We start from the raw sequence: 23,204 nt of genomic DNA, 5'->3' as shown, positions 1-23,204 counted from the left end.
AGTGATGATTTAGAATGTTATTAAATTAATTTTTTAGGTAAAAAGTTATCCTCTCTCCCCCTATTTACTGAATAGAGATCTTTCCTGGATGCATCCCGCCAATGGCACTTCTTTTTTACTATCTTAAGTTTGGATAGTCGTTTACTTTTGCTTTCCGGCAACAACACGATATGGAACCTGAAATCAGTTTTTATGAATGTTTCACCTCCTTTCCATTGATGATTCTGTTTTTTTCATAACGTTTAAAACAATTACCAATTGCAAATATAGAAAATATTCTATTAATAAGCAAATCATTTCCCAGAATATATACTATTTAACGTTATTTAATACAGCGCATTATGGTGTTAGAGCACATAAAATAATATGTGGCTTACAAGAGTATATCCATCTCTGCTTTCGAAAAAGGTATCGGTATGTCTAATGCTTCTTTTAGAAAGTCGCTGAAAAGCAAGGGTGCAACAGAAAGTGAAAAGTTAGAAAATATTCTAAGTGTGTATTCGGATCTTTCTCCTTCTTGGTTATTTACAGGAAAAGGGGATATGATCGAAAAAAAAGGCTAATAAAACGGTTCCTCTAAAAAATCTTTCCGGAAAAGAGGGCTTCTTATCTGAGCCTCTTTCTCCTGAAGGTTATTACAAAAAAGTATTCCTTTGATCCCTTTGAATGTGATGGCCGGTGCCCTTGCTTTACATCAGGCTGTCAAGGGATCAAAATGTGAACGGTATGTCATACCGGCATTAGAGGGTGCTGATTTCCTTTTTACGGTAAAAGGTTCTTCTATGCTTCCTGTATTCAGGTCGGGTGATTCTTATTGTATCTGATGATTCTGCCTATAATCCTTTTGAGTTAACCTATACTGATATCAGTTCCATTGCCTTAGTCGTGGGGGTATATGATTAACGGTGTAATAAAATACGTGTTTCCTGAGAAAAAGGAAAAATGAAATTCATATACCTGTTGGCGGAATCAAATAAAAGCATATATAACTCTCTGATTATGTTTTTGACTTATTTTTATCGTTTTGTTTTCTGCTCGTATGAATTATAGTTATAAAATCCATAACCGTAGTTATATCCATAGCGATAACCGTAGTAATGATAGCCGTGACGGCCGCCATAAGCGGCTGTGGTACCATTGAGCAGGACAGCCATGTTATTTAGTTTCTTCTTTGTATAAAGTTCTTCAGTTGCCGGCAGCATGTCGCGTTCTATTAGTTCTGCACGAATGATGAACAGGGTTATGTCTGCCCATTTTCCGATAATGCTGGTGTCTGCCACGATTCCAATGGGAGGACAGTCGATGAAGACATAGTCGTATTCATTTTTCAGCTTAGCAATCAGATCTTCCAAACGTTTGCTGAATAGCAGTTCCGTTGGGTTAGGAGGAATGATTCCTACAGGAATGATGTCAAGAGTGGGATATTCTTTGCTATGGATGATAATATCCTTCACTTCTGTAGTCAGGCCACCTAGATAATTGGATATTCCGGTTCTGGGATGATCGATATAATTGCTCAGTGCAGCTTGGCGCAGATCAAGATCAATGACAAGGATTTTCTTGCTTTTGATAGCCAAGCTTACGGCAAGGTTAATTGTGATGAATGTCTTGCCGCTAGCCGGGTTGGCGGAAGTAGATATGATGACCTTATGTGGATTGTCCGATCCTGCCATGAATTCCAGATTAGTACGTACTACACGAAAGGCTTCATTGATAAGATTCTTGTTCTTTTCTTTTACTACTAACAGTTGTCTTCTATGAGTCATGTTTGTTTTTCTGCCGGATAGGGACTTAAGGTATTTCTTTCGCTTCCCCTCGTGGACCAGTGGAATTTCGCCGATAAATGGAATAGTTAGACTTTCGAGGTCTTTACGGCCTCTAATATGAGTGTTGTTATTTTCTTTAATGAAAAGGAATATAGCTGGCACAAGCAGACCTACGGTGAAAGCAATCAGAAAAATACAGGATTTGCGGGGAGAGGTAGGGGATTCGCTTCCCCGTGGTGCCGTAATAATGCGGGTATTATAGGCCGTAAAAGTTTGGCTCAGTTGGTTTTCTTCGCGTTTTTGTAACAGATAGAGATAGAGTTTTTCCTTTACCTTTTGCTGACGTTCCACCGAGAGTAAATACCTGGCCTGTTTCGGATTGCTGGAGAGTTGATTTTCTGTGTTTGATTCCTGTGCGCTCAGGTTGTCAATCTGCATATACAGGGATGCAATGATGTTATCTACTGATTTCATGACGCTTGCCCGAATAGCATACAGTGATTTTGTCTGTTCCTGTACCAGAGGATTCCTTTCACTGCTGCTGGATAGCAGTTTGTTTCGGGCCAACAGGATGGTGTTGTATTCGTTGGCCAGATATTGCAGTCCGGTATCATTAATATCTAAACTGGCAGGCAAGGGCTGGGTGTAATTCTGTTTCTTTAATTCTTTGTAGATATATTGTGCGGTAGATAGCTGGCTGTTTAAGTCCAGCAGTATTTTTCGGTTTTCAGAGTTCTGGGTTAGGTATTGGCTGGCTACATCTTCTACATCGGGCAACAAATGCATACTCTTATAGTTGGAGATGCTGGCGTCTACATTGTTAAGTTCCCTTTCAATCACTCTCAGGCGGTTGTCTATGAAATGTGAGGTGCTGACCGCCATCCGGTTTTTGTCTAATATCCAGTTTTCATTATAGACCTTAATAAGTTCATTCAATATATCTTTGGATTTCTTTTTGCTAGTATCCTTTATGCTAAGTGTTATAATAGTGGCATTTTTATCATCCAACCGAGCTTGCAGCCGACTTGTATAATTGTCGGCTATACTTTCGAGTCCTATTTGGGCATACTTGATCGGTATATTTGTCCACGTGTCTGAATAATTGGGTGAGGCTGTGAGCGTAAGTGTGCCGACCGGTGTATTTACCGGGATTCCGAGTGTTACAGTAATTTTCTTGTCTTTATCAATTCCAGGGAAATCAGACAGTGTGACTTGATTCCTTCCTTTGGACCTGATTGTAAAGGAAATAGTGTTTCCATATCTTGGTCTTAAAAATGTTACTATAACTGGAGTGTCGTGGTAGAGTTCCCTTTTTTGTAATCCGTCATTGACAGTATAAATCTCATTCAAGTTTAATCGTTTGACGACTTCCGTCATTAATGTAGGGGATTGAAGGGTAAGCAGTTCATTATTAATATTGGTGTTGTTTTTGAATATTCCTAAGTCTTGAATGCCGGTTGATTCATCTCCGCCAGTATCTCCTCCGCTTTTGCTATCGGTATTTTTGATAAGTATGGAAGCGGTACTTGTGTAGAGCGGTGGAGTCATCAGTATATAGAGCGCAGCTATAAATAGTGTAATGCTTAATGATATGATGAACCAGTACCATTTTGGAAGAAATATGTCCAGGAGATCTTGTAGGTGTATGGGATTATCATATTGTCTTGTATCATTTGTCTGATCTGCTATTATCATGGTTGATTTGTCTTATTTAAAGCTCAGTTTCTGCTTTAGTCATGCACTTACAGGTATCTCATACAGGGGAGTTGATGTTCCTCGTATCATCCGTGTATGCGTATTTTTTATCATTATTATCACTGCTCGTTGGTGGAACCGATGTGGCTCTGTACTCTGGTCAAATTGAACAGGGCAGCCAATTGAAGGTTTTTGCTGCTGATGATAATGGAGGTTTGGTCTTTAGGTTGAAGTGTGATATCCCGCATGTTTTGGATGGTCTGTGTTTGATTGACCGCAATGTCCTGAAAATACAAAATTTTCTCCGATGTGTCGCTGGGTGTGAGCAAGAACTATATCCGATGCTCAACAGCCATTTTTTCATTCGTCTCATTTACAAAAGTACTTATGTTGATCTTCATAAAAAGTAATGGGACATTTTTATTTCGCATGTTCCAAAATCGTGCATAAATGTATTCATATTTTCACTTCTCTTAGTAAAAGAAAAATCTTACTGCAAAGATAGCACTTTTTATTGATGAGTCTGCTTTAAAGAGTGATTTTAATGTATTATGTCGTCTTTTATACTTCATATATCTATGAAGAGATTGAAGGGATCAGTTCCTTTGTAGACTATTCCAAACATTATGAATGACTTCTTTGTCAATCAGAACTTTTTAAAGTGGATTCTAAATATAAAAAAATGGAAATAACCGAAAATACCGGTTATTTCCATTTTTTTTATAGTATTCCTGTTGGGGAGTTATTTCGATTTCCAGAGGCCATGCAGGTTGCAATAGGCACGTGCATACACCTCCTTGGCATCAGTCTTGAACTCAGCTGCCGGTTTATCTTTCGGAGTCAAGTACTTACGCATGACTTTGTTGTCCGTTACTAGTTCAATCCATTGAATATAGTGGGCTTCTGTCATCGGATGCTCTACTGATCCCACTTTCACACGATAACCGCCTTCAATCTTTTCGATTACGGGTACGTGCTTTTCTATAGCAGCGTCTGTTGAATTCTCTTTCAACAATTCCATAGGCTGACCACAGCAATAGAGTATGCCCTCTGCTGGATGAATTACTTCCACAATGTTGCCACATACGGCACATTTGTACACTTCTTTCACTTTTGTCATAATGTTATTTGCTTAATGTAAACCCAACAAAGATAACAATTATTTTAGAATAAAGCAAGTACTTTCTCATAAAAAATATAAATGTACTGGCTAAATTTCTATTTCTTTATAATCTATTCTATTGTCTGACATTAAAATATTCTTACTCTGTTATTTCTCGACAATTCACCGGGATTGCTTCCGGGCTTGCTTTCCGGAACAGTCTTTCCCCCTCGCTGGTAATATTTTTTCCAATAATGCAATATATGGCCTTTCCGGTCATGAAAGGACATGGGTATGGGTTGGAATACCAGATGACCAAAATGATCCACATAACTTTTCTGCACCAGTTCGCTACAGTAGATTTCCTTATCATCCGGCATAAAATAGAAATCGTACGGTCTGCCAAGATAAGACATTGCTCTTCGGATGGATGCAGGGATATCAACGTCACCGGTCACACGTCCATACAGAATAGAAGAATTGGTTCCCGAAAAGGTGTGTCTGCTGATTAACTGATCAAGAGAAGTCAGGACAACTCCCCGATGTATGGCTTCAAGCACCTCCCATTGTCTGTCTTTCCAGATGACAATGCCAACGTGGTCAATGGTTGCATCATGAATTCCACAAGTTACTTTGGTAATCGCATTATTTTTATTCTCACAGACGAAGACCAGGTCTCCTTCCCGTAGTGAATCGGGATTGAAAGCAGCTTGTGTCCCAACTGTTGGGGTCAGAAAAATAAAAAAAAGAACAAGCCTGTGGATGGAATAATACAACTGATGCATCTTTCTGATTATATTTTCTGCAAAGATAAGAAAAAACAAGGAACTTTTACTCTTGGGGAAGATAGAGTTTGATAATAATGTTTCAGAATGGAATTCCTTTTTTATCGTTCAGAAAATATAAAGACAGTCGGAAAAGGTAGTCCTGATGAATTGGAACCTGCCCTTTCCGACCGTTTAGACGAAACCTTCCTTCCTTTTCAGCATTCAACCAATTGGAATTTTTTCATGTCCTCTTCAACAGTTGAGATGGATCCAAGATCAAACTGTTCCTGAAGTACTTTCAATACATTGGGTGAGATGAAGGCAGGCAGGGATGGACCGATATGGATGTGTTTGATTCCCAGGCTCAACAATGCCAGGAGAACGATGACAGCTTTCTGTTCATACCAGGCAATATTGAAAACGATAGGAAGATCATTGATATCCTTAGCCTTGAAGATCTCCTGCAATTTCATAGCGACTACTGCCCATGAATAGGAATCATTACATTGTCCCGCATCAAGAACACGCGGAATCCCGTTGATCATACCAAGGTTCAGTTTGTTGTACCTGTATTTCGCACATCCGGAGGTCAAAATGACCGTATCTTCCGGCAGGGTATCAGCAAAATTCTTATAATAGTCACGAGTCTTCATTCTTCCGTCACATCCACTCATAACAATAAACCTCTTGATTGCCCCGGTTTTGACTGCATCTACAATTTGGTCAGCAAGCTCGAAGACTTGGTTATGTGCAAAGCCACCGATGATTTCACCATGTTCGATCTCTTCTGGGGCCTTACAGTTTTTAGCCAGGGCGATGACTTCAGAAAAATCCTTGTGTCCTTGAGCATCCACCGGAATCCGTTTCCATCCCGGATATCCGGCGGCATTGGTCGTAAAGACACGGTCTTTATAACTTGCTTTTGGAGCAGGAGGAACGATACAGTTGGTCGTAAAGATAATGGGGCCGTTGAAATGTTCAAACTCCTGGCGCTGTTTCCACCATGCATTCCCATAGTTGCCTACGAGATGGTTATATTTTTTCAGTTCAGGATAGTAGTGCGCCGGCAGCATCTCACTATGTGTATAGACATCGATCCCCGTACCTTGTGTCTGCTCTAGTAACTCTTTGATATCTTTCAGATCATGTCCGGAAATCAGGATGCCGGGTTTTGTGCCTACACCGATATTTACTTTTGTCATTTCAGGATTCCCGAAAGCTTTCGTATTTGCCTGATCCAATAAGGCCATTACCTTAACACCATGTTGCCCGGTAGCCAGAACCGTTTGCAGGAGTTGTTCCTTAGTGGATTCCGGATTTGAAACTACAGCTAGGGCAGAAGCCATGAAATCTATGATTTCCTGACTATGAAAATCTAAGCGGGCGGCATGTTCTCCATAGGCAGACATCCCCTTCAATCCCAAGGTGATCAGTTCTTTCAAGGACCGGATATCCGGATCCGTATTGCGTAGAACGGTTTCTCTTTCTGCCTCGTGTTCATAGTCAGCCCGTTCTCCATCCCAGGTTACCTCGTGGAAATCAGGCAAGACTATCTGATTCTTTCGGGCCAGCTCAGTCAATTTAGCCTTGAGCAGGAGACCGGAATCTACTCGTCGCAGGATACTCTCATCATCGAAATTAGCATTGGTGATGGTTGAAAAAAGAGCGTCATAAAGGAAAGTCTCGACATCAGGAATCGGTTTGATAGAAGAAGCCCGAAGCTCATGGTAAATGGTTCCTACACCTCTTACTATTGAGATCAATAAATCCTGATAACGGGCTGTCTGTGGGAGTTTTCCGCAGACTCCTCTGAACGTACAACCTGTGCCGAAAGCCGTTTCCTGGCACTGAAAGCAAAACATTTTCTTTTCCATATTTTTGAGTTCTAAATCATTGATGTTGCAAAGTTACTCTACTCTGCACCGTATTGCCGGACACAATTGTGCCCGCAGACCCTATAAAAGAAGTTAAAAATGAGTTAGACCCTCACTATGTTATCCGGTTATTCCCTCCGCCATCCTAAATATAAAATTCGCTGGGATCTACCAAACCTGCCCGGAATGCGTATTTTACCGCCTCATGGGCTGTATTTACCCCAAGTTTTCTGAATATATTTTTACGGTGAGTGTTGATGGTATGGATGGAGCAGAAGCGCTCGGAAGCTATTTCTTTAGTCGTTTTTCCTTGTGCAATCGCTTTGAGGACTTCCATTTCCGTAGAAGTAAGAATAGTCGTATCCACTTGCTTTTTCTGTTGATCCAACAGAATTTCCATGGCCCTCTGGCAGATATACCTGCCTCTTTGTGTTGCCGATATGATAGCATCACAGATAATGCTGACAGGAGAATCCTTGAAGACCACACTGAATTGATGGTTAGAGTAGATTACACGGCGCAGGAAAGTGTCTGTCAGGTCGTCACTTATTAGTATCCATTCTGCCAGTGGAAATCGCTCACTGACAATAAGAAGACTATTTTCATCATTGAAGTCAAATAAGGTATAGTCTAGCAGGATAATGACACGGGCATCTTTCTTGAGAAGTTCAATGAGCCTGGACTTGTCTTCCACCTGGATGATATTTCCCGGGGAAACTCTTTCTATGAGCGCTTCCAATCCTATTCGAGTAAGTTCTTGATTATCTGCCAAAAGATATGTTACCATATAAAAGTCTCCTTTCTGTTTGTCTCGACAAAAGTACGCTTTCCTGACAATAAGAAAATTATAGAAATAATATCTTATACCTTGTTTTTGGAGAAATGGTTCATGATAAAGCGACCACCGAGGCTCAGGATCAGCACGATGAGGGTGAGGACAACAGCAGCAGCGTATGCGCGGTCTTGTACAGACTGTTGAGGCGCGCTGAGTTGAAAAAAGACACTGAGAGGAAGTGTTGCGGCTTGTTGGCCCAGACTCTTCGGAATATTGTCTGAAAAGCCTGCCGTGAACATTACTCCGGCACAATCACCGATGGCTCTTCCGATGCTCAACAGGGTTGCTGTGGCTATGGCAGGAGCAATCTGGTGAAGCACCACACTGATCGTTTCGAGGCGGGTAGCTCCCAGGGTATAAGCAGCCTCCAGCATATCCTGAGGAATATTCTTGGCTACTTCATCTATGCTCCTGACCAGAATAGGCACAATCAGCATGGTAACTACCAGAATTCCTCCTGCCAGAGAGGCCCGCATACCCAGTACGATCATCAGTGAGAATGCAAATGCACCATAGACAATACTCGGAATTCCGAAGAGTGTATCAAATGACAGTCTGGCAATATAACCTAATTTGCTATCAGGTTTCAGGTATATGTTCAGATAGAACACAATAGGCAATGCAATGAGTAATCCTAAAATGGTGGAAGCCCCTACGATATAAACACTGCCTGCGATGGCATTGAGAAACCCACCTTTACCGCCGATATAGAATCCCCCGCTTGGCAGTTCGCTGACCATCTTCCAGGAAAGTACCGGAAAGCCACGCTTGAAAATGGTCCATATCACGCTTACTACAAAATAGAATACGATGACTAAAGATGAGTACATCAGTAGTTTCGCTATTTTTTCCTCTATGAATTTCCCTTTGACCATAGCATCATTTGTTTTTAATTTTTTTCAGAACGATACGAGACCCCAGATTCAAAATCACAATAACGAAGAACAACAGAAAGGCAGCGAACATGAGTGCACTTTCATACATGGGTACGGACAGCATTTCTCCGTAGTTATTGGCGATCAAAGCCGGAATCGGGTAGCAGGCGTCGAGCAGGTTGCTGGGTACGATGGGCAGATTCCCACAAACCATGAGGACAGCGATGGTTTCCCCGAGAGTACGACTCAGTGCCAGGACAATAGAGGCGATGATGCCCGGAGCAGCCTTTCTCAGGACGACAAACTTTGTGGTCTGCCAGGTCGTGGCTCCCAGTGACAGCGATACTTCCCGAAGGTCTTTAGGAACATTACTGAAGATTTCCATAAACAGGGAAATGAGCAAAGGCAGGATCATCACGCTCAGCACAATACCACCTGCCAGTACGGTGTAACCACTGTTATAGTTTGTGAACATCGGTGCGATGACTTTTGACACCCATGGTACGATAAGCAAAGTCCCCCAGACACCATAGATAACTGAGGGCAGGCCTGCCAGGATGTCCAGCAGCGGATAGAAATACTTTCGGACGGCAGGCCGCGCGTATTCTGTCAGATAGATAGCCATGAACAGTGATATGGGCAAGGCGATGGCGATGGCCAGAGCCGTGCACCAGAATGTTCCGGCTAAAAAGGGCAGAAACCCGAATTTGCCTTCCATAGGTTTCCAATTGCTTTCAGTCAGAAGGTCCCATAAATGATACTGGTGCAGAATCGGCGCTGACTTGATATACAGGCCGACTCCCATGGCGATAACAAAAAACAGGGAAGAAATGGTCAATATGAGCATCACCTTTCCTGCTGCCTTGTCTTTGAAGATTCTATAGTTCATTGCCTTTGGTGTAATCCGCATTCCCGATGATCCGGGTCTTCCCACCACCAGCGTCCGGAGCGGATATCCTCTCCGGGTTTGACAGCCCGGGTACAAGGCTCACAGCCGATGCTGGGATAGTTCCTGTCATGGAGTTTGTTATAGGGTACATGATGCTTCCTGATGTAAGTCCATACTTCCTCTTCACTCCAGTTGATCAATGGATTTATCTTAATGAGGTGATGGATGTCATCCCATTCAACTAATTGCATCCCCTTGCGTGTGGTGCTCTGCTGCTGCCGGAGTCCGCAGATCCATGCGTCCAGCCCCTGCATGGCCCGGTGTAAAGGTTCAAGTTTGCGAATTCTGCAACAACGGTGACGGCTTTCTATGGAATTGTAAAAGGGATTGATGCCTTCTTCACGGATCATCCGTTCCACTTCCCGGTAGTCAGGGAAGAAAACTTCGATCTTGATGTTATATGTCAGATTCGTCCGATCAATGAGTTGATAAGTTTCCGGAAAAAGGCGTCCTGTATCCAAGGTAAATATCCGGGTTTCCGGGTCAGCCTTGACAATCATGTCCGTAAGTGCCTGGTCTTCGATGCTGAGGCTGGAAGAAAGGGCGATACGTCCCCGGAAAATTTGCAGGAAGTAACTGATGACCTCTTCAGCCGAGGTCTTGCTGAACTTCTCATTGAGAACTTTGATTTGCTCAATTTGATTCTGAGTGATTTCCATTTCGTCCGTAATCTTAGTTTACTTGATCATTCCCGCTCCTACAGTCTCGTTGGTATCCGGGTCGATAAAGATCAGACTACCTGTTACCTTGTTTTCTGCATATTTGTCGAATACCAGTGGATTAGCCGTATGAACGGTGATTTCAGCGATATCATTCATTTTCAGTTCGCTCACACTCTCTTCTTTCTCCAACGTATTGATATTGCGTCGATAGTTGATGTTACGTATGACGGACAGACTCTCAGAGGTCAACTGCCGGATCATGTATCTGTTTCCAACTTGTGCCGGACGCTCATTGAACCAGCATACGTTCATGGTGATGTCCTGTTCGATTTGCGGTTGTTCCTCGCCGGCTTTCACCAGTGTATCTCCGCGGCTGATATCGACATCATCTTCTAACAGAATAGTGACACTCTCCGGAGAGAATGCTTCTTCCAGATGCTGGTCTGTGAAATCGATACTTTTGACTGTGCTCTCCAGTCCCGAGGGCAGTACCCGGACCCGGTCACCCGGTTTCAACAGTCCTCCGCTTACCCGGCCTGCATACCCCCGGTAGTCAGGATATTGATCACTGATAGGACGGATGACATACTGGATCGGAAACCGAAAGAAATCACTGATGGCCTTATGACTGACCGGTACCGTTTCCAGATAATCCAGCAGAGTCTTCCCTTTATACCAAGGCATTTTGCTGCTTTTGTTTACGACATTGTCACCTATTTTGGCACTGATTGGGATAAAAGCCACGTTCTGGATATGCAGTGTGTGAGACATTTTCTGATAGTCAGAGACCAATTGGTTATAGACTTCTTCTGAATAATCTACGAGATCCATCTTGTTGATGGCTACAACGATATGTGGAATTCCCAACAAGGATGAGATATAGCTATGCCGGACGGTCTGTTCGAGTATGCCATGCCGAGCATCGACGAGTATGATGCTCAGGTCTGCCGTGCTGGCACCTGTCACCATATTACGGGTATACTGGATGTGTCCCGGAGTATCGGCAATAATAAACTTGCGTTTAGGAGTGGCGAAGTACCGGTAGGCAACATCGATGGTGATGCCCTGTTCACGTTCAGCCCGCAGGCCATCCGTGAGGAGTGCAAGGTTCACCTCCTCATTTCCCCGGCTTTTGGAAGCTTCTTCTACCGCTTCCAGTTGGTCTTCGAAAATAGACTTGCTATCATAGAGAAGTCTTCCGATGAGCGTACTCTTTCCATCATCCACGCTGCCCGCAGTTGAGAAGCGCAGCAGTTCCATATTTAAATATCCTCTTATATCTGGCATTTTCTGTTTGGTATTGTTGATTTTGAATAATGAGGTAAGATTCTTATATCCTACCCGTTAATATTGATTTCTCAAGAAGAATTCCCGGGATTTAGAAATATCCTGCCTTCTTCCGGTCCTCCATGGCTGTTTCACTACGTTTGTCATCCGCACGGCCTCCGCGTTCAGTCACTCGGGTAGAAGCGATTTCATCGATGATGTCGGCCACGCTGGTTGCCTTCGATTCGGTCAGACCTGTACAGGTGATGTCTCCGATGGTACGGCAGCGGACCAGTTTTCGGACCACTTCTTCAGTAGGTTTGCGCTTGATGACCGGCAGGGCAGCCAGCCACTGTCCATCACGGTTGAATACATCACGTTCATGAGCGAAATAGAGGCTTGGCATAGGAATATTTTCCAGATAGATATATTGCCACACATCCATTTCCGTCCAGTTGGAAATCGGGAATACCCGGAAATGTTCACCCACATTCTTCCGGCCATTGAAGATATTCCAGAGTTCCGGCCGCTGTTTTTTCGGATTCCACTGTCCGAATTCGTCACGGTGGCTGAAAAAGCGCTCTTTTGCGCGTGCCTTCTCCTCATCCCGTCGCGCACCGCCGATGGCAGCATCGAATTTGTGTTCACTGATCGTATCCAACAGGGTGGTGGTCTGCAACTTGTTGCGGCTGGCGTAGTAACCCGTTTCTTCCTTTACCCGCCCCTTATCTATACTTTTCTGTACAGAGCCGACGACGAGGTCAGCGCCAAGTTTCCTTACGAGTGCATCACGGTAGTCCAGCGTTTCCTGAAAATTGTGTCCAGTATCAATATGCAGTAGTGGAAACGGAATCTTTGCGGGGTAAAAGGCCTTGTAAGCCAGATAGGTAACTACGATTGAGTCTTTCCCTCCTGAGAATAGAATCGTCGGATGCTCAAACTGAGCTGCTACTTCCCGAAGGACAAAGATTGCTTCTGATTCGAGTTCCTTTAAATGTGTCATGTTTTTGTCGTGCATAATCTCTCTTATTTTAATTTTTCCAGTGACTGAAGTCTTTTACCTTGTCTGGTATCTTACGTGATATCCAGGATACCCTTGTCAATCAATTGTTTTATCCGATTCCTGACCCTTATAGATCGCCTGACGTCCTCTCCGTCCGAACCAACCGAAATCGAGAGTTTTCCATTGCTAAAGATAGCCGGTGAGATAAAGTCACAATACTCACGGTCATCACATACGCTCGTAAGAATTCCCAGATCTTCAGCTATCCGTTTGATGCGATGGTTTCGCTCTTTGTCAGCCGTGCAGACAAAAAGGACCTTTACCCCTTGTAAATCTTCTTCATCAAATTCCTTTTTTACAAATCGAAAAGGCAAATTTCTGATTTCTTCCGGTATTACCGGCGAGATGAAGATTACTTGATCCATGAGCCGTGCCAGTCTTTTGGCTTTTCTGATACCTTCCTGGCTGCCACCGATAATCATGACGCGGGCATCCGTGACAGGGATGGCAACGGGAAGATAGTGAAGGGACATATCAATGGCTTTCTAATGAAATTATTTTTTCTTGATGATAACCTTCCAGTAGTTATCGGTCTTTTCCGTAGAGAGTACCGTATGCCCCTCATTCTTCACACTGCCCGGGACATTCTGGATGGGTTGTCCGTCATCGAGGAGAATTTCCAGAATCTGTCCGCTTTTCATCGGAGCGAGGGCAATCTTGGTCTTTACGAAGTTCATCGGGCATGCCACTCCCCGGAAATCCTTTTTTACGTCAGGTTCTGAAACGTTCCCTGATTTCTCTTCAGGGACAGTTTTCTCCTCTGCTGCAATCTTGGAGGATTCCGGAACGGCAGTTTCCTTTACTTTCTCTGTATTAAACTGCAGATTATCGCTCATATTCCGGTATAAATCATCCAGTAAATCAGACAATTCGAAGATAAGTGTCTGCTCCTCTGCCAGACTCTGGTCGTGGCGGGCTTTATCCGTAAGTATCTGGTATTTGACCGGTACGATGCCTGCCTGTATGAATTCTCTTGTAAAACCATTGTATACATCATCGTCAGTACGGGGGTCAATGCCACGGGTAACCAGCAGCATACGGTTTTCAGCAAATACGATGTCGTGTAAGGTCTTCTCTATATCCTTGACCGTGCCAGACTCTATTTCCTTCCTCTTTTCCGCAATGGTTTGCTGATCCAATTCGATAATGTCGAAGAGGCCTGCAGAGCATTCCGCTTGTCCGTACTTGACAAGGCTGAACTTCTCATCATCACCCCAGTCATAGTAAGTTTGCGGCTCCTCGTTGAACGGTTTTACCTTTATGTATTTTTCGGTGAGTTGCTTTACCGTTTCTACCCCCCTATTGGCTACATAGTCATAATAGTCAGTATATTCGCACTGATGAGCAATGACATCACGCAGGTAGTCCTCTACAAAACCAGGAATGTGTCTAGCCGGTACATACCCCTGTTGGAGATCGATCTGGTTCCTTCCCTTGGCGGGAAGCCATACGGTATATGCCGGGAACGGGTCATCACCCATACGACCGATACGGCCGCTGAATCCCAGGTCCGCCCATGTCGCATTGGCGCAGATATTAGTACATCCATTCATTCTCAGTTCGAAGTCCGGAATAGCATCCAGATTGAGATTACTGGCCAGCAAGTGTCTGGCAGTGGCATCAATGGCCCCTTTGGGCAAACATATCCCCAACCGGCAGGTATCGGCACCTGTACAGGATATCAGATTATTGATGATAACGGGATAGTCTATCTGATAATCCCCTATTTTCTTGAAGAAGTGATAGATGTCAGGCAGATATTCCTCATTGATGTTGCGTATCTGAATTTGTTCCTTCTTCGTGAATCGGATAACATCATTCCCGAATTTATCCATGAATTCTGCTACTGATGCAAAAAACTCAGTACGGTTGTTACCGTGGTCTACAGGAATATAGGTGTACCAGAGATTCTGAGCGAGTCCTTCCCTGGTCGTCTGTTTGTGAGCATAGCGCTTTTTCCATGTCTTGAAAACTTGGCTATTGTCGGTTGAGGGAGCGAATGAAGGTCTATGGTGTTCCAGGGGCAGGGGCGGTGCGAAGAAATCAAGGCTTGCATCTTGCTTTAACTTCTTGAATTCCTCATAGTAGAACTTTTTGGCTTCCTCTTCACCATATTTATAGAATATGTAGCGCATACGTGCCTTATGCCGGTTCCGCCGGTTACCGTACCTGTTAAACCAGTTTTTCAAGGCTTTGGCAGCACGCATGAGGTCAATTTCCGGCAGGAAGGCAAAAACCTCCCATCCTGTATGCGGATTAGTAGAAGTACTACCGGCGATGAGCACACGGAATCCCCGTTTTCCATTTTGTGTTCTGGCTTGCAGTCCAAAGTCAGCGACATAAGAAGAGTGGGCATCTTTCACATTATAGTCTATGGCTACCTTGTATTTTCGAGGCATCGTGAATGAGTCCTTTTCAGCAATCAGCCTGGAGGTCAGTTCTTCAACGTAAGGATATACATCGAATTCCTCATCACCGGTCAATCCACTCCGGTCATCAACAGTCATATTGCGTACGGTGTTTCCACCACCTCCAGCGGTGCTCAGCCCAGCCTTCTCGAGTTTGCGTAAAGCCGGGATGGCATCGGCAATATCCACATTATGGATCTGAATCTCCTGACGTGTTGTAAGGTGAAGATGAGAGGCTGACACCTGATGGCCGACGAAGGCTATCTGAGCCAGTTGATTGGGAGTAATCAGTCCGCCTGCACAACGTACGCGCAGCATGTGGTGCCGGTCTTTGCGTTGTTCATAGATGCCCATAGGTACCCGGTTGCTCTTTAATTCTGCTGCGGATATTTCTCCTGCCTGGAATTTTCTGATCAGCGATTCGGTATAATCGAGATCACTGTCTAATGTCGATGGAATTCTGTACATCTTTATTTATTCCTTTCAATATCTTCGTATTCACTTCTTGCAATACTACTTTTTGTCGTTTGTGAATGTTTCCGTTCATTCAGAGGAAATCAATCCTCAGCAAAGTGAACTTCTTTATCAATGACTTTACTCTCGATAATCTTGAAAGAATTCAAGTGAATTCCTTCAAAGAGAGAGAGGATGGCGTAGCGGATATGAGGGTCATTGGCCAGTCTGATGTCTTCCTGTGAAGGACGTGAAGGAGATGCCGGGTGACTATGCCAGTTGGCGAGAATTCTGAGCTCTTTGCTACGGGCGTATTTCAGTGCGGCAAACTGGTCTTTCGGTTCAAAGGAGAAATGCTCTGTGCTATGGTCAATGTTTTCCATCCAATAGCTTTCAGTCACGATATCATCTTTCCCTAACAGATAGCCACAAGTTTCTACGGGGGCATCTTTTCTGGCTTGTGCAATCATCACTTGTATCACATCATCATTGATTTTCATCCTGTAATTATCTGATTATAGTCTTGTCGTTTTATCGTTTTTCTTCCGCCTTTACCCTTTCCCATGGACAGAGTTTCCTATTCGTGACTTTTTAAATCACAGGCAGCCTGTTCATAATCGATCAGATGGTCAATGGTAGGGTGATCACCGCAAATCTCACAAGTGGATCTTTTCTTTACCTTGATGGTACGGAAAACCATGGTCTTCGCATCGAAGGTAAGCAGGCGGTCGGTGAGCAAATCTCCTATGCCGAGGATATATTTCAATGCCTCAGTTGCCTGAATGGTTCCGAGCATACCTGCAACAGCTCCTAACACGCCAGCCTGACTGCAAGTCGGGACGGCTCCGACAGGTGGCGGCTCCTTGAAGAAACACCGGTAGCATGCTGTACCCGGAACATGAGTGAAGGTCTGTCCCCGAAACTTCAGAATACCACCGTGGGAAAAAGGCTTGTTCAGCATGATGCAAGCATCATTGATAAGAAACTTCACAGGGAAATTATCGGTTCCGTCAATGATGAAGTCCCATGGCTCAATGATTTCTCTGGCATTGCCGGAGTCGAGGAATTCATGATAAGTGGTCACCTTGATGTCCGGATTGATTGCCAGCATTTTTTCCTTTGCACTCTCCACTTTCGGCGTACCTACATCCTTGGTGAAGTGGATGATCTGCCGTTGTAAATTGCTGAGATCTACCACGTCAGCATCTACGATACCGATGTGCCCTACACCAGCAGCAGCCAGATATAATGCAGCCGGAGCTCCCAACCCGCCGGCACCGATAATGAGTACTTTCGCCTGCAGGATTTTCTCCTGGCCTTCTACACCTACATCCTGAAGCAGGATATGGCGGCTGTATCTCTCTATTTGCTCTTCTGTAAGATTAATCATTCTTTATCTTCTGTTTGATGGATGGGAAATAGGATTTACCGGGGACTTCCGCCACCCATGAAGTAAAGAAAGTCCACTTTGTCACCCTCTTTCAACTCGGTGGTACCATAATCCTCTTTCTCAACGAACTCACTGTTAACTTGAACGGTGAGCATATCCGGTTGTAAGACTCGGTTTAACTCAATGAGTTTGTCTAATGTCAGTGGAAGATTAACTTCCTGTTTTTCGTCATTTACAATGATTTGTGCCATTTCTCTTCATTTTGTCTTGGTTTCAGTGCAAAGGTCGCAACTTTTCAGCACGTGTGTAATACCACCATCGGGGTATTTTACCTACCAAACTTATGGGATACGAATACTCATCTTATGGTATTGCCAGTGAAACCAAATGTAGCGACCTTTGCAATCAAGTCTTTAAGAATTTTAAAAAAGAAAATTATGAGTGATTACGAAAGTAGAATCTTATGTACTCGTTATCCGAAGAAAGATGCTTATGGCTCACTGGCCATGCCGGTCTATTATACTGCCGCTTTTGAGTTTGACAATGCTTTGGCCATGCAAAACGCTTTTTCCGGAAGGAGTATGGATCCTGCTTATTCACGTATTTCCAATCCCACAGTGATGTATCTTGAACATCGTGTCCAGGCCGTTACGGGAGCAGCAACTGTGACAGCACTCAATATGGGCATGACAGCCGTAAGTTATTCCCTTACAACTGTTGCTGCAAAAGGTAAGAACATCATTATATCTCCGTACCTTTTCGGTAATACGATCAGTTTTATCCATGATACGCTGGGTGAGTTTGGTGTTGAAACACGCTATGCGAATCTTCTTGATCCGAAGGATACTGAAAGCAAGATAGACGAAAACACAGTAGCCATCTTCTTTGAGATCATCACTAATCCACAGATGACGGTAGTTGACATCAAAAGTCTCTCAGATATTGCACATGCACATCATGTACCCTTGATTGCTGATAGCACTATCGTACCTTTCTCGCGCTTTCATGCTAAAGAATTCGGCGTTGATATCGAAGTGGTATCAAGTACAAAGTACATCAGTGGCGGAGCCACGGGGTTAGGAGGATTGCTGCTTGACTACGGTCATTTCGATTGGAAAAATTCCCATTCACCGGCACTGAGACGTATAGCAAGACAGGCAGGGAAACTTGCTTTCTCGGCTCGTGTGAAGACCGAACTGATCTCAAATCTAGGAGGATTGATGACTCCTCAGGTCGCTTATATGGAAACGCTCGGTTTGGAAACACTTGATCTCCGGTTCGAACGTCAGGCCTCGAGTGCGCTATGGCTGGCAGAGCAACTTCAGGAAGTGCCTGGAATAAAAAGAGTCAGTTATACGGGTTTGAAAGATAATCCTTATTATGAAATAAGCACCAGACAATTCGGTCCGTTACCCGGCGCAATGCTCACCATTGACCTGAAAAGCAAGGAGACAGCATTCCAGTTTATTAATCATCTGAAGTTGATACGCAGGGCTACAAACCTCTTTGACCACAAGAGTCTGGCGATTCATCCTGCAAGTACTATTTTCGTTCATTTTACAGAAGAGGAGCGTCTGGCTATGGATGTGCGCCCTACTGCTGTACGGTTGAGTATCGGGCTGGAAAGGAAAGAGGATCTGTTAGCTGACATTATCCAGGCTGTGAAGGCTGCCGAATCATCTCTATAGAACATCAGTTCTGATTTGAATGAGAAAAAATATATTCATCGGAATAGTATTATGTTTTTTCGGGATATCGGTATTGGCACAGGAGGACAGTTTGCTAAACCGGAAAGTGGTAAGGCTGGGACCTGTTGTCGTCACTGGTGACGGTTACCATCAATATTTGCGCTCTTCGGTAACGCCTGTCCGTGTGATTACACTTGCTGATATTCAGCGGACTGGCTTTGGCAGTTTTACGGATGTCATCACATCTATGATGCCACAACTGTCAGTGTCACCTAATTCTACGGGTTCTTATCTTCATCTCAACGGACTGGGAAACAAATATGTGCTGGTGTTAGTTAACGGCAAAAAGTTGATAGGGGATATCTCTGGAAATATTGACTTGAATAGAATGGATCTATCCGGCATACGCCGTATTGAAGTACTTGACGGTGCAGCGTCTTCTTTATATGGCAGCGATGCTATAGGGGGTGTAATCAATATCATTACGGATCAACCAACTGACCATCCCTTTTCCTTTATTGCAGATACCCGTGTATCCGGAAAAGGGCAGTTCGGTCAATCAGTTCATCTGAATCTATATCGAAAAGGATTTGGCAGTTATACTTCGTTCTGTCATGATCAGGCAGGCTATTTCCGCAACAACGACTATGAATATGTCAGTGGAAATGCCGGAGCAGTCCAACGTTCTCTGGCTCCTCTTACTTCTGGCTTCAGGACTAATCTGTTCACTCAGCGCTTTATCTATCAAACTCAGCAACATTTAAGTTTTTTCGCTGAAGGGAATTATAACTGGCATAAGACCTATCGTCCGCAAACAAGTGATGAGACGACCGGCGGGTTTGATTATGAACTGCGCTCAGAGGATTGGCGGTGGGATACTGGAGTTACATACAAATTTACAAAAGAGGCCAACCTGCAGTTTCGCCTTACGGGTGATAACTATAGTTATGGCAATGAATATAAGGTGGCAACGCCGACACAGTCTGCCGGTGATTATGTCCGGAAAAAGACTCAGAAGATGTATGAAGCAGAACTTAAAGGAACCTTCAGCTTTTACCGGAATTCTGTCACTATTGCAGGTATCGACTGGCGTAATGACTTCCTGAACTCTGTAGCAGGAGATGTTGACAATCATGTATATACATGGGCAGCTTATCTCCAACATGAGTCCCAGTTGGCAAGAGATCTGGAGTTTATTTTTGGAGCACGTTATAACGATCATGAACTTTTTGGCGTCAACTTCACCCCGAAGATTGCTTTGAGGTATGCTCCTGGGCGGTTTGTCTTGCGTGCTGCCTATTCGCGCGGTTATCGTGCACCGGGTCTTGACGAACTCTATTATCGGTATATCAGTTTCGTCAGGAATTTTTCTACGATAACGATTGGCAATAAAACCCTTAAACCCGAGAGCAGCAACTATTTCTCGTTGAGTGCTGAGTACAATGCTCAATACTGGAGCCTTGGGATTACTGGTTTTGCCAATGATGTGAATGATATGATCGTGGAAAAGATTGTCAAATTGGATGCTGAATCTCTTAGCCGACTTCGTGTTGAATTCCCGGAGATAACGGATGCTCAGGCAATAAAAACAGACCATTACAACCTATATGTAAATAGTGACAAAGGTCAAATCTATGGGTTGCAGTTAGATGCAACACTGAATCCGGTTGACGGATTGGATATATCTGCCAAATATGCTTGCATCTATGGACGCCAACAGACAGATGGCGTGTGGCAAAATCTGGAACGCAGTATTAGAAATACTTTGACGCTCATGACCAATTATCATCATGCCTGGCACAAGTATGTACTGGATATCAACTTTAATGGCCGCCTTCAGAGTAAGACCTATTATCCGCCGGAGTATGAGAATGCACCAGGTTTTGGAATCTGGAATCTGAATGTGATACAAACTTTACAATGGGGGAGAGGATGCTCGATTCAACCCAGTATTGGCATAGAAAATATCTTCAACACAAAAGATGATCGTATTGACAGTAGTACTCTCAGATATGCCAATTTTTCTGCAGGAAGGATGATGGTCGTAGGACTAAAAATAAAATTCTGGTAAGCAAGTTGTTTGCAGTTGGAAGAACTAATAGTTGGTCTCTTCTTTTTGGTGCTTGAGCAGTACGCTCATCACAATCGGCGCGCCGATGAGTGCCGTAACTGAGTTGACAGGCAATACACCTTCAAATCCCGGCATACGGGCAATCAGGTTACAGAGCAGTGCCAGGGCAGTACCTGTAAACAATGACGCAGGAACGAGGAGACTGTGATTGTTGGTCCTAAAGAGACTGCGGCAAAGGTGTGGTACTGCCAATCCGATGAAAAGAATGGGACCGCAGTAAGCTGTAACGACAGCTACCAGCATGCTGCTGCAGAGAATCACTTCCAGCCGTGCCTTCCGGATGTTAAGTCCCAGATTACGGGCATAACCTTCACCAAGTAATAATAAATTCATGGGCTTGATCAGAAGAAAAGCCAACGGAAGGAGAATTGCCATAAGTATAAGGAACAGCACAACATTATTGCCTGATACACGCGAAAAACTTCCTAATCCCCAGACCATGTAGGCTCTCACATCATCTTCGTCGCTAAAATATTTCAAGACACCGATGATAGCACTTGTCATATAGCCTATCATCACACCAATAATGAGTAAAGTAACTTTTCCTTTTACCCTTTGGGCTACGAAAGTGATGAGTGCCATCACTGACATGGCACCGATGATGGCAGCTATGGATAATGCAGCATCTCCAATATATCCCATGTTACTGAGAGCTGATCCACCGATTGCTCCTGATAGCAAAACCACCAGTGCTACACCTAAGGCAGCACCACTGGAGATGCCCAAGATAGAAGGGCCGGCCAGAGGATTATGGAATACGGTCTGCATTTGTAGTCCCGCAACAGCCAGTCCTGCCCCGGCAGCCATGGCTGTCAAGGATTGCGGAACGCGGGAAGACCAGATGATGTTACTATGGATAAGCCAGATATCGTTTCTTGTACTATTCTCCGGCACTGCCCTCACGAGGATTTGCAGTACCTCACGGAGAGGAATGCTTACGGATCCTAATAAAAGGTTCATCACGAAAAGTATCATGATGCTGGCAGCAAGTAATGGTATGAGAACCTTTGGATTTCTTCTCATTTAAGAACGGCGTAGAACTTTGGGTGATAATTCTTGATTAATTCTGGATGGAAGGCATATACCAGGTCAGCTAATACCAGGTCGGGATGTAGAGGTGTCAGTTCATGATAACCTGACGTCCGGATATTGCAGTAAATCACATGTTTTTCCCGGAAGGCCTTGAATTTTGTATTTCTGACATCGGCAGCCCGCAGTGCATTATAGCTGAATGTGCCGGGATAACTGTTGATTACTCGCCAGTAATCAGCGTTAGCAGCTTTATTGTACATGGTTTCGAAATCTGTAGGATAGCCACCTGTATGATTATCATTCCCGGGAATATATCGGGCTCCGGCATCGCGGAATAGTTCAGCCATAAAACTCTTGCCTCCCATCACATACCATTCTCCGTCTTTGTTGTCGCCACTGAATATGGTAGGCTTATTTTTCGCTTTGGCTGCGATGGCTTTCACCTTATTATATCGTCTGACTATCTGCCGGAAGTAAGTATTTGCTTCTTTCTCTTTTCCGATAAACATAGCGAAGAGTTTGATCCATTCTGCCTGTCCTAGTGCCGTAGGTTCCTTGAATCCGAGATAGGGCACCAGGATGATGCCGGTCTGTTTCAGTATGTCGTAACCGCCGCGCTTGAAAGGGGAAATAAATATCACATCAGGATTAGCAGCCATGATGACCTCCTGATCGAAGCTGCCCTCGTAACCTATCTTGGCTATTTTTCCTTCTTTGACAAGACGCTTGACGACTTTATTCTGCAGATAATGAGTATTGGTGATACCGGAAACTTTATCTAAAGCATTCAATGCGATGAAATCTGAAAGGTATTCCGTCCCCATCGGAATACAACTTCTGATGGGAACTCTTACCCGGTCATGGTATTCCTCAGGTATGCCTTTAGCTTCTATCCCACGAGGAATCAGAGCGATATGGTAAGTTTTCTGCCGTGATGTATCTTCAGAAGAAGATATGCCGATAAGGCGGATGCCATTCTTGAGGTATTTCACTTTGAAGCATTGTGCATATTGTAGTTTGACACGAGTGCTGTCACTGAGCGGGGCTGTCCTATCAACTTTATCAGATATATTTCCTTTCTGTCGTGGCTGGCAGCCACTCAGGATGATGACAGAAGATAGGACAATAACATACAAAAAATGAAATATAGATATTTTCTTCATGAATTTCCGGTTTTATATCCGAGCGGCTTTATGAATACAGAAGGATAACCCGTTGGCGGAATGAATTTAGTTCATTCTGTCAAAT

The 23,204-nt window shown here is 43.9% G+C and carries 21 protein-coding genes; 4 read left to right on the top strand and 17 right to left on the bottom strand.

Annotated features, from left to right (window positions below; genetic code table 11):
* The first annotated feature begins 368 nt into the window (after positions 1-368).
* On the top strand, positions 369-563 hold the full coding sequence (locus tag ACYRYG_RS05230; protein WP_293427091.1) for a hypothetical protein: 195 nt from the start codon (positions 369-371) through the stop codon (positions 561-563).
* A gap of 90 nt (positions 564-653) precedes the next feature.
* A complete protein-coding gene (locus ACYRYG_RS05225) occupies positions 654-824 on the top strand; it encodes a hypothetical protein (protein ID WP_293427094.1) in 171 nt (56 codons plus the stop codon).
* Positions 825-1,016: 192 nt separating this feature from the next.
* On the opposite strand, the gene ACYRYG_RS05220 is transcribed toward ACYRYG_RS05225, so the two are convergent.
* The 15 genes from ACYRYG_RS05220 to thiS all read right to left on the bottom strand — a co-directional run bounded on the left by ACYRYG_RS05220 (position 1,017) and on the right by thiS (position 17,356).
* On the bottom strand, positions 1,017-3,461 hold the full coding sequence (locus ACYRYG_RS05220) for a GumC family protein (protein ID WP_460197792.1): 2,445 nt from the start codon (positions 3,459-3,461) through the stop codon (positions 1,017-1,019).
* Positions 3,462-4,203: 742 nt separating this feature from the next.
* Positions 4,204-4,581, bottom strand: coding sequence for a desulfoferrodoxin (locus ACYRYG_RS05215; RefSeq protein ID WP_460197791.1), 378 nt, complete (start codon positions 4,579-4,581; stop codon positions 4,204-4,206).
* A gap of 131 nt (positions 4,582-4,712) precedes the next feature.
* Positions 4,713-5,348 (bottom strand): YiiX/YebB-like N1pC/P60 family cysteine hydrolase, encoded by a 636-nt coding sequence (locus ACYRYG_RS05210; RefSeq protein ID WP_460197790.1) that lies wholly within the window; start codon positions 5,346-5,348, stop codon positions 4,713-4,715.
* Positions 5,349-5,545: 197 nt separating this feature from the next.
* The gene (gene hcp, locus ACYRYG_RS05205) at positions 5,546-7,204 is read right to left on the bottom strand and encodes a hydroxylamine reductase (protein ID WP_293415982.1); all 1,659 of its coding nucleotides are present in this window, start codon (positions 7,202-7,204) and stop codon (positions 5,546-5,548) included.
* Between the two features lie 145 nt (positions 7,205-7,349).
* Positions 7,350-7,991, bottom strand: coding sequence for a helix-turn-helix transcriptional regulator (locus tag ACYRYG_RS05200; protein ID WP_293427103.1), 642 nt, complete (start codon positions 7,989-7,991; stop codon positions 7,350-7,352).
* A 74-nt stretch (positions 7,992-8,065) separates the two neighbouring features.
* Positions 8,066-8,869, bottom strand: coding sequence for an ABC transporter permease subunit (locus ACYRYG_RS05195; protein ID WP_293415986.1), 804 nt, complete (start codon positions 8,867-8,869; stop codon positions 8,066-8,068).
* Between the two features lie 49 nt (positions 8,870-8,918).
* Positions 8,919-9,803, bottom strand: a complete 885-nt coding sequence (pstC, locus tag ACYRYG_RS05190; protein ID WP_293427106.1) for a phosphate ABC transporter permease subunit PstC — start codon at positions 9,801-9,803, stop codon at positions 8,919-8,921.
* Entirely contained in the window at positions 9,800-10,522 is a 723-nt protein-coding gene (locus ACYRYG_RS05185; RefSeq protein WP_293415990.1) for a phosphoadenylyl-sulfate reductase, read from the bottom strand. Before ACYRYG_RS05185 ends, pstC begins: the two co-directional genes overlap by 4 nt.
* Before the next feature lie 18 nt (positions 10,523-10,540).
* The gene (gene cysN / locus ACYRYG_RS05180; protein WP_293415992.1) at positions 10,541-11,812 is read right to left on the bottom strand and encodes a sulfate adenylyltransferase subunit CysN; all 1,272 of its coding nucleotides are present in this window, start codon (positions 11,810-11,812) and stop codon (positions 10,541-10,543) included.
* A 91-nt stretch (positions 11,813-11,903) separates the two neighbouring features.
* Positions 11,904-12,809, bottom strand: coding sequence for a sulfate adenylyltransferase subunit CysD (gene cysD, locus ACYRYG_RS05175; RefSeq protein WP_293415994.1), 906 nt, complete (start codon positions 12,807-12,809; stop codon positions 11,904-11,906).
* Positions 12,810-12,865: 56 nt separating this feature from the next.
* Positions 12,866-13,327, bottom strand: coding sequence for a precorrin-2 dehydrogenase/sirohydrochlorin ferrochelatase family protein (locus tag ACYRYG_RS05170; protein ID WP_293415996.1), 462 nt, complete (start codon positions 13,325-13,327; stop codon positions 12,866-12,868).
* 21 nt (positions 13,328-13,348) lie between these two features.
* Positions 13,349-15,730: a sulfurtransferase TusA family protein gene (locus tag ACYRYG_RS05165; protein ID WP_293415998.1), complete on the bottom strand. Its 2,382-nt coding sequence runs from the start codon at positions 15,728-15,730 to the stop codon at positions 13,349-13,351.
* A gap of 89 nt (positions 15,731-15,819) precedes the next feature.
* Positions 15,820-16,215: a M67 family metallopeptidase gene (locus ACYRYG_RS05160; RefSeq protein WP_293416000.1), complete on the bottom strand. Its 396-nt coding sequence runs from the start codon at positions 16,213-16,215 to the stop codon at positions 15,820-15,822.
* Positions 16,216-16,292: 77 nt separating this feature from the next.
* A complete protein-coding gene (locus tag ACYRYG_RS05155) occupies positions 16,293-17,105 on the bottom strand; it encodes a HesA/MoeB/ThiF family protein (RefSeq protein WP_293416002.1) in 813 nt (270 codons plus the stop codon).
* Positions 17,106-17,140: 35 nt separating this feature from the next.
* Complete coding sequence (gene thiS / locus ACYRYG_RS05150; RefSeq protein WP_293416004.1) at positions 17,141-17,356, bottom strand: sulfur carrier protein ThiS; 216 nt, start codon at positions 17,354-17,356, stop codon at positions 17,141-17,143.
* A 186-nt stretch (positions 17,357-17,542) separates the two neighbouring features.
* Between thiS and ACYRYG_RS05145 the strand changes: the two genes are divergently transcribed.
* Positions 17,543-18,793, top strand: coding sequence for an aminotransferase class V-fold PLP-dependent enzyme (locus ACYRYG_RS05145; protein WP_293416006.1), 1,251 nt, complete (start codon positions 17,543-17,545; stop codon positions 18,791-18,793).
* Positions 18,794-18,812: 19 nt separating this feature from the next.
* Positions 18,813-20,864, top strand: coding sequence for a TonB-dependent receptor (locus tag ACYRYG_RS05140; RefSeq protein ID WP_293427109.1), 2,052 nt, complete (start codon positions 18,813-18,815; stop codon positions 20,862-20,864).
* A 24-nt stretch (positions 20,865-20,888) separates the two neighbouring features.
* Here the strand turns inward: ACYRYG_RS05140 and ACYRYG_RS05135 are convergent, their stop codons facing one another.
* Positions 20,889-21,947, bottom strand: coding sequence for an iron ABC transporter permease (locus ACYRYG_RS05135; protein WP_293416010.1), 1,059 nt, complete (start codon positions 21,945-21,947; stop codon positions 20,889-20,891).
* Positions 21,944-23,119, bottom strand: a complete 1,176-nt coding sequence (locus tag ACYRYG_RS05130; protein ID WP_293416012.1) for an ABC transporter substrate-binding protein — start codon at positions 23,117-23,119, stop codon at positions 21,944-21,946. The genes ACYRYG_RS05135 and ACYRYG_RS05130 overlap by 4 nt, the downstream gene beginning before the upstream one ends.
* Between the last annotated feature and the right edge of the window lie 85 nt (positions 23,120-23,204).

The organism is Segatella asaccharophila (genome assembly GCF_054687055.1).
This window is presented reverse-complemented; position numbering and strand designations above follow the sequence as displayed.

Coding starts and splice junctions, on each gene's coding strand:
- ACYRYG_RS05220 (WP_460197792.1), bottom strand. CDS start 3,461: ATGATAATAGCAGATCAGACAAATGATACAAGACAATATGATAATCCC.
- ACYRYG_RS05215 (WP_460197791.1), bottom strand. CDS start 4,581: ATGACAAAAGTGAAAGAAGTGTACAAATGTGCCGTATGTGGCAACATT.
- ACYRYG_RS05210 (WP_460197790.1), bottom strand. CDS start 5,348: ATGCATCAGTTGTATTATTCCATCCACAGGCTTGTTCTTTTTTTTATT.
- hcp (WP_293415982.1), bottom strand. CDS start 7,204: ATGGAAAAGAAAATGTTTTGCTTTCAGTGCCAGGAAACGGCTTTCGGC.
- ACYRYG_RS05200 (WP_293427103.1), bottom strand. CDS start 7,991: ATGGTAACATATCTTTTGGCAGATAATCAAGAACTTACTCGAATAGGA.
- ACYRYG_RS05195 (WP_293415986.1), bottom strand. CDS start 8,869: ATGTACTCATCTTTAGTCATCGTATTCTATTTTGTAGTAAGCGTGATA.
- pstC (WP_293427106.1), bottom strand. CDS start 9,803: ATGAACTATAGAATCTTCAAAGACAAGGCAGCAGGAAAGGTGATGCTC.
- ACYRYG_RS05185 (WP_293415990.1), bottom strand. CDS start 10,522: ATGGAAATCACTCAGAATCAAATTGAGCAAATCAAAGTTCTCAATGAG.
- cysN (WP_293415992.1), bottom strand. CDS start 11,812: ATGCCAGATATAAGAGGATATTTAAATATGGAACTGCTGCGCTTCTCA.
- cysD (WP_293415994.1), bottom strand. CDS start 12,809: ATGCACGACAAAAACATGACACATTTAAAGGAACTCGAATCAGAAGCA.
- ACYRYG_RS05170 (WP_293415996.1), bottom strand. CDS start 13,327: ATGTCCCTTCACTATCTTCCCGTTGCCATCCCTGTCACGGATGCCCGC.
- ACYRYG_RS05165 (WP_293415998.1), bottom strand. CDS start 15,730: ATGTACAGAATTCCATCGACATTAGACAGTGATCTCGATTATACCGAA.
- ACYRYG_RS05160 (WP_293416000.1), bottom strand. CDS start 16,215: ATGAAAATCAATGATGATGTGATACAAGTGATGATTGCACAAGCCAGA.
- ACYRYG_RS05155 (WP_293416002.1), bottom strand. CDS start 17,105: ATGATTAATCTTACAGAAGAGCAAATAGAGAGATACAGCCGCCATATC.
- thiS (WP_293416004.1), bottom strand. CDS start 17,356: ATGGCACAAATCATTGTAAATGACGAAAAACAGGAAGTTAATCTTCCA.
- ACYRYG_RS05145 (WP_293416006.1), top strand. CDS start 17,543: ATGAGTGATTACGAAAGTAGAATCTTATGTACTCGTTATCCGAAGAAA.
- ACYRYG_RS05140 (WP_293427109.1), top strand. CDS start 18,813: ATGAGAAAAAATATATTCATCGGAATAGTATTATGTTTTTTCGGGATA.
- ACYRYG_RS05135 (WP_293416010.1), bottom strand. CDS start 21,947: ATGAGAAGAAATCCAAAGGTTCTCATACCATTACTTGCTGCCAGCATC.
- ACYRYG_RS05130 (WP_293416012.1), bottom strand. CDS start 23,119: ATGAAGAAAATATCTATATTTCATTTTTTGTATGTTATTGTCCTATCT.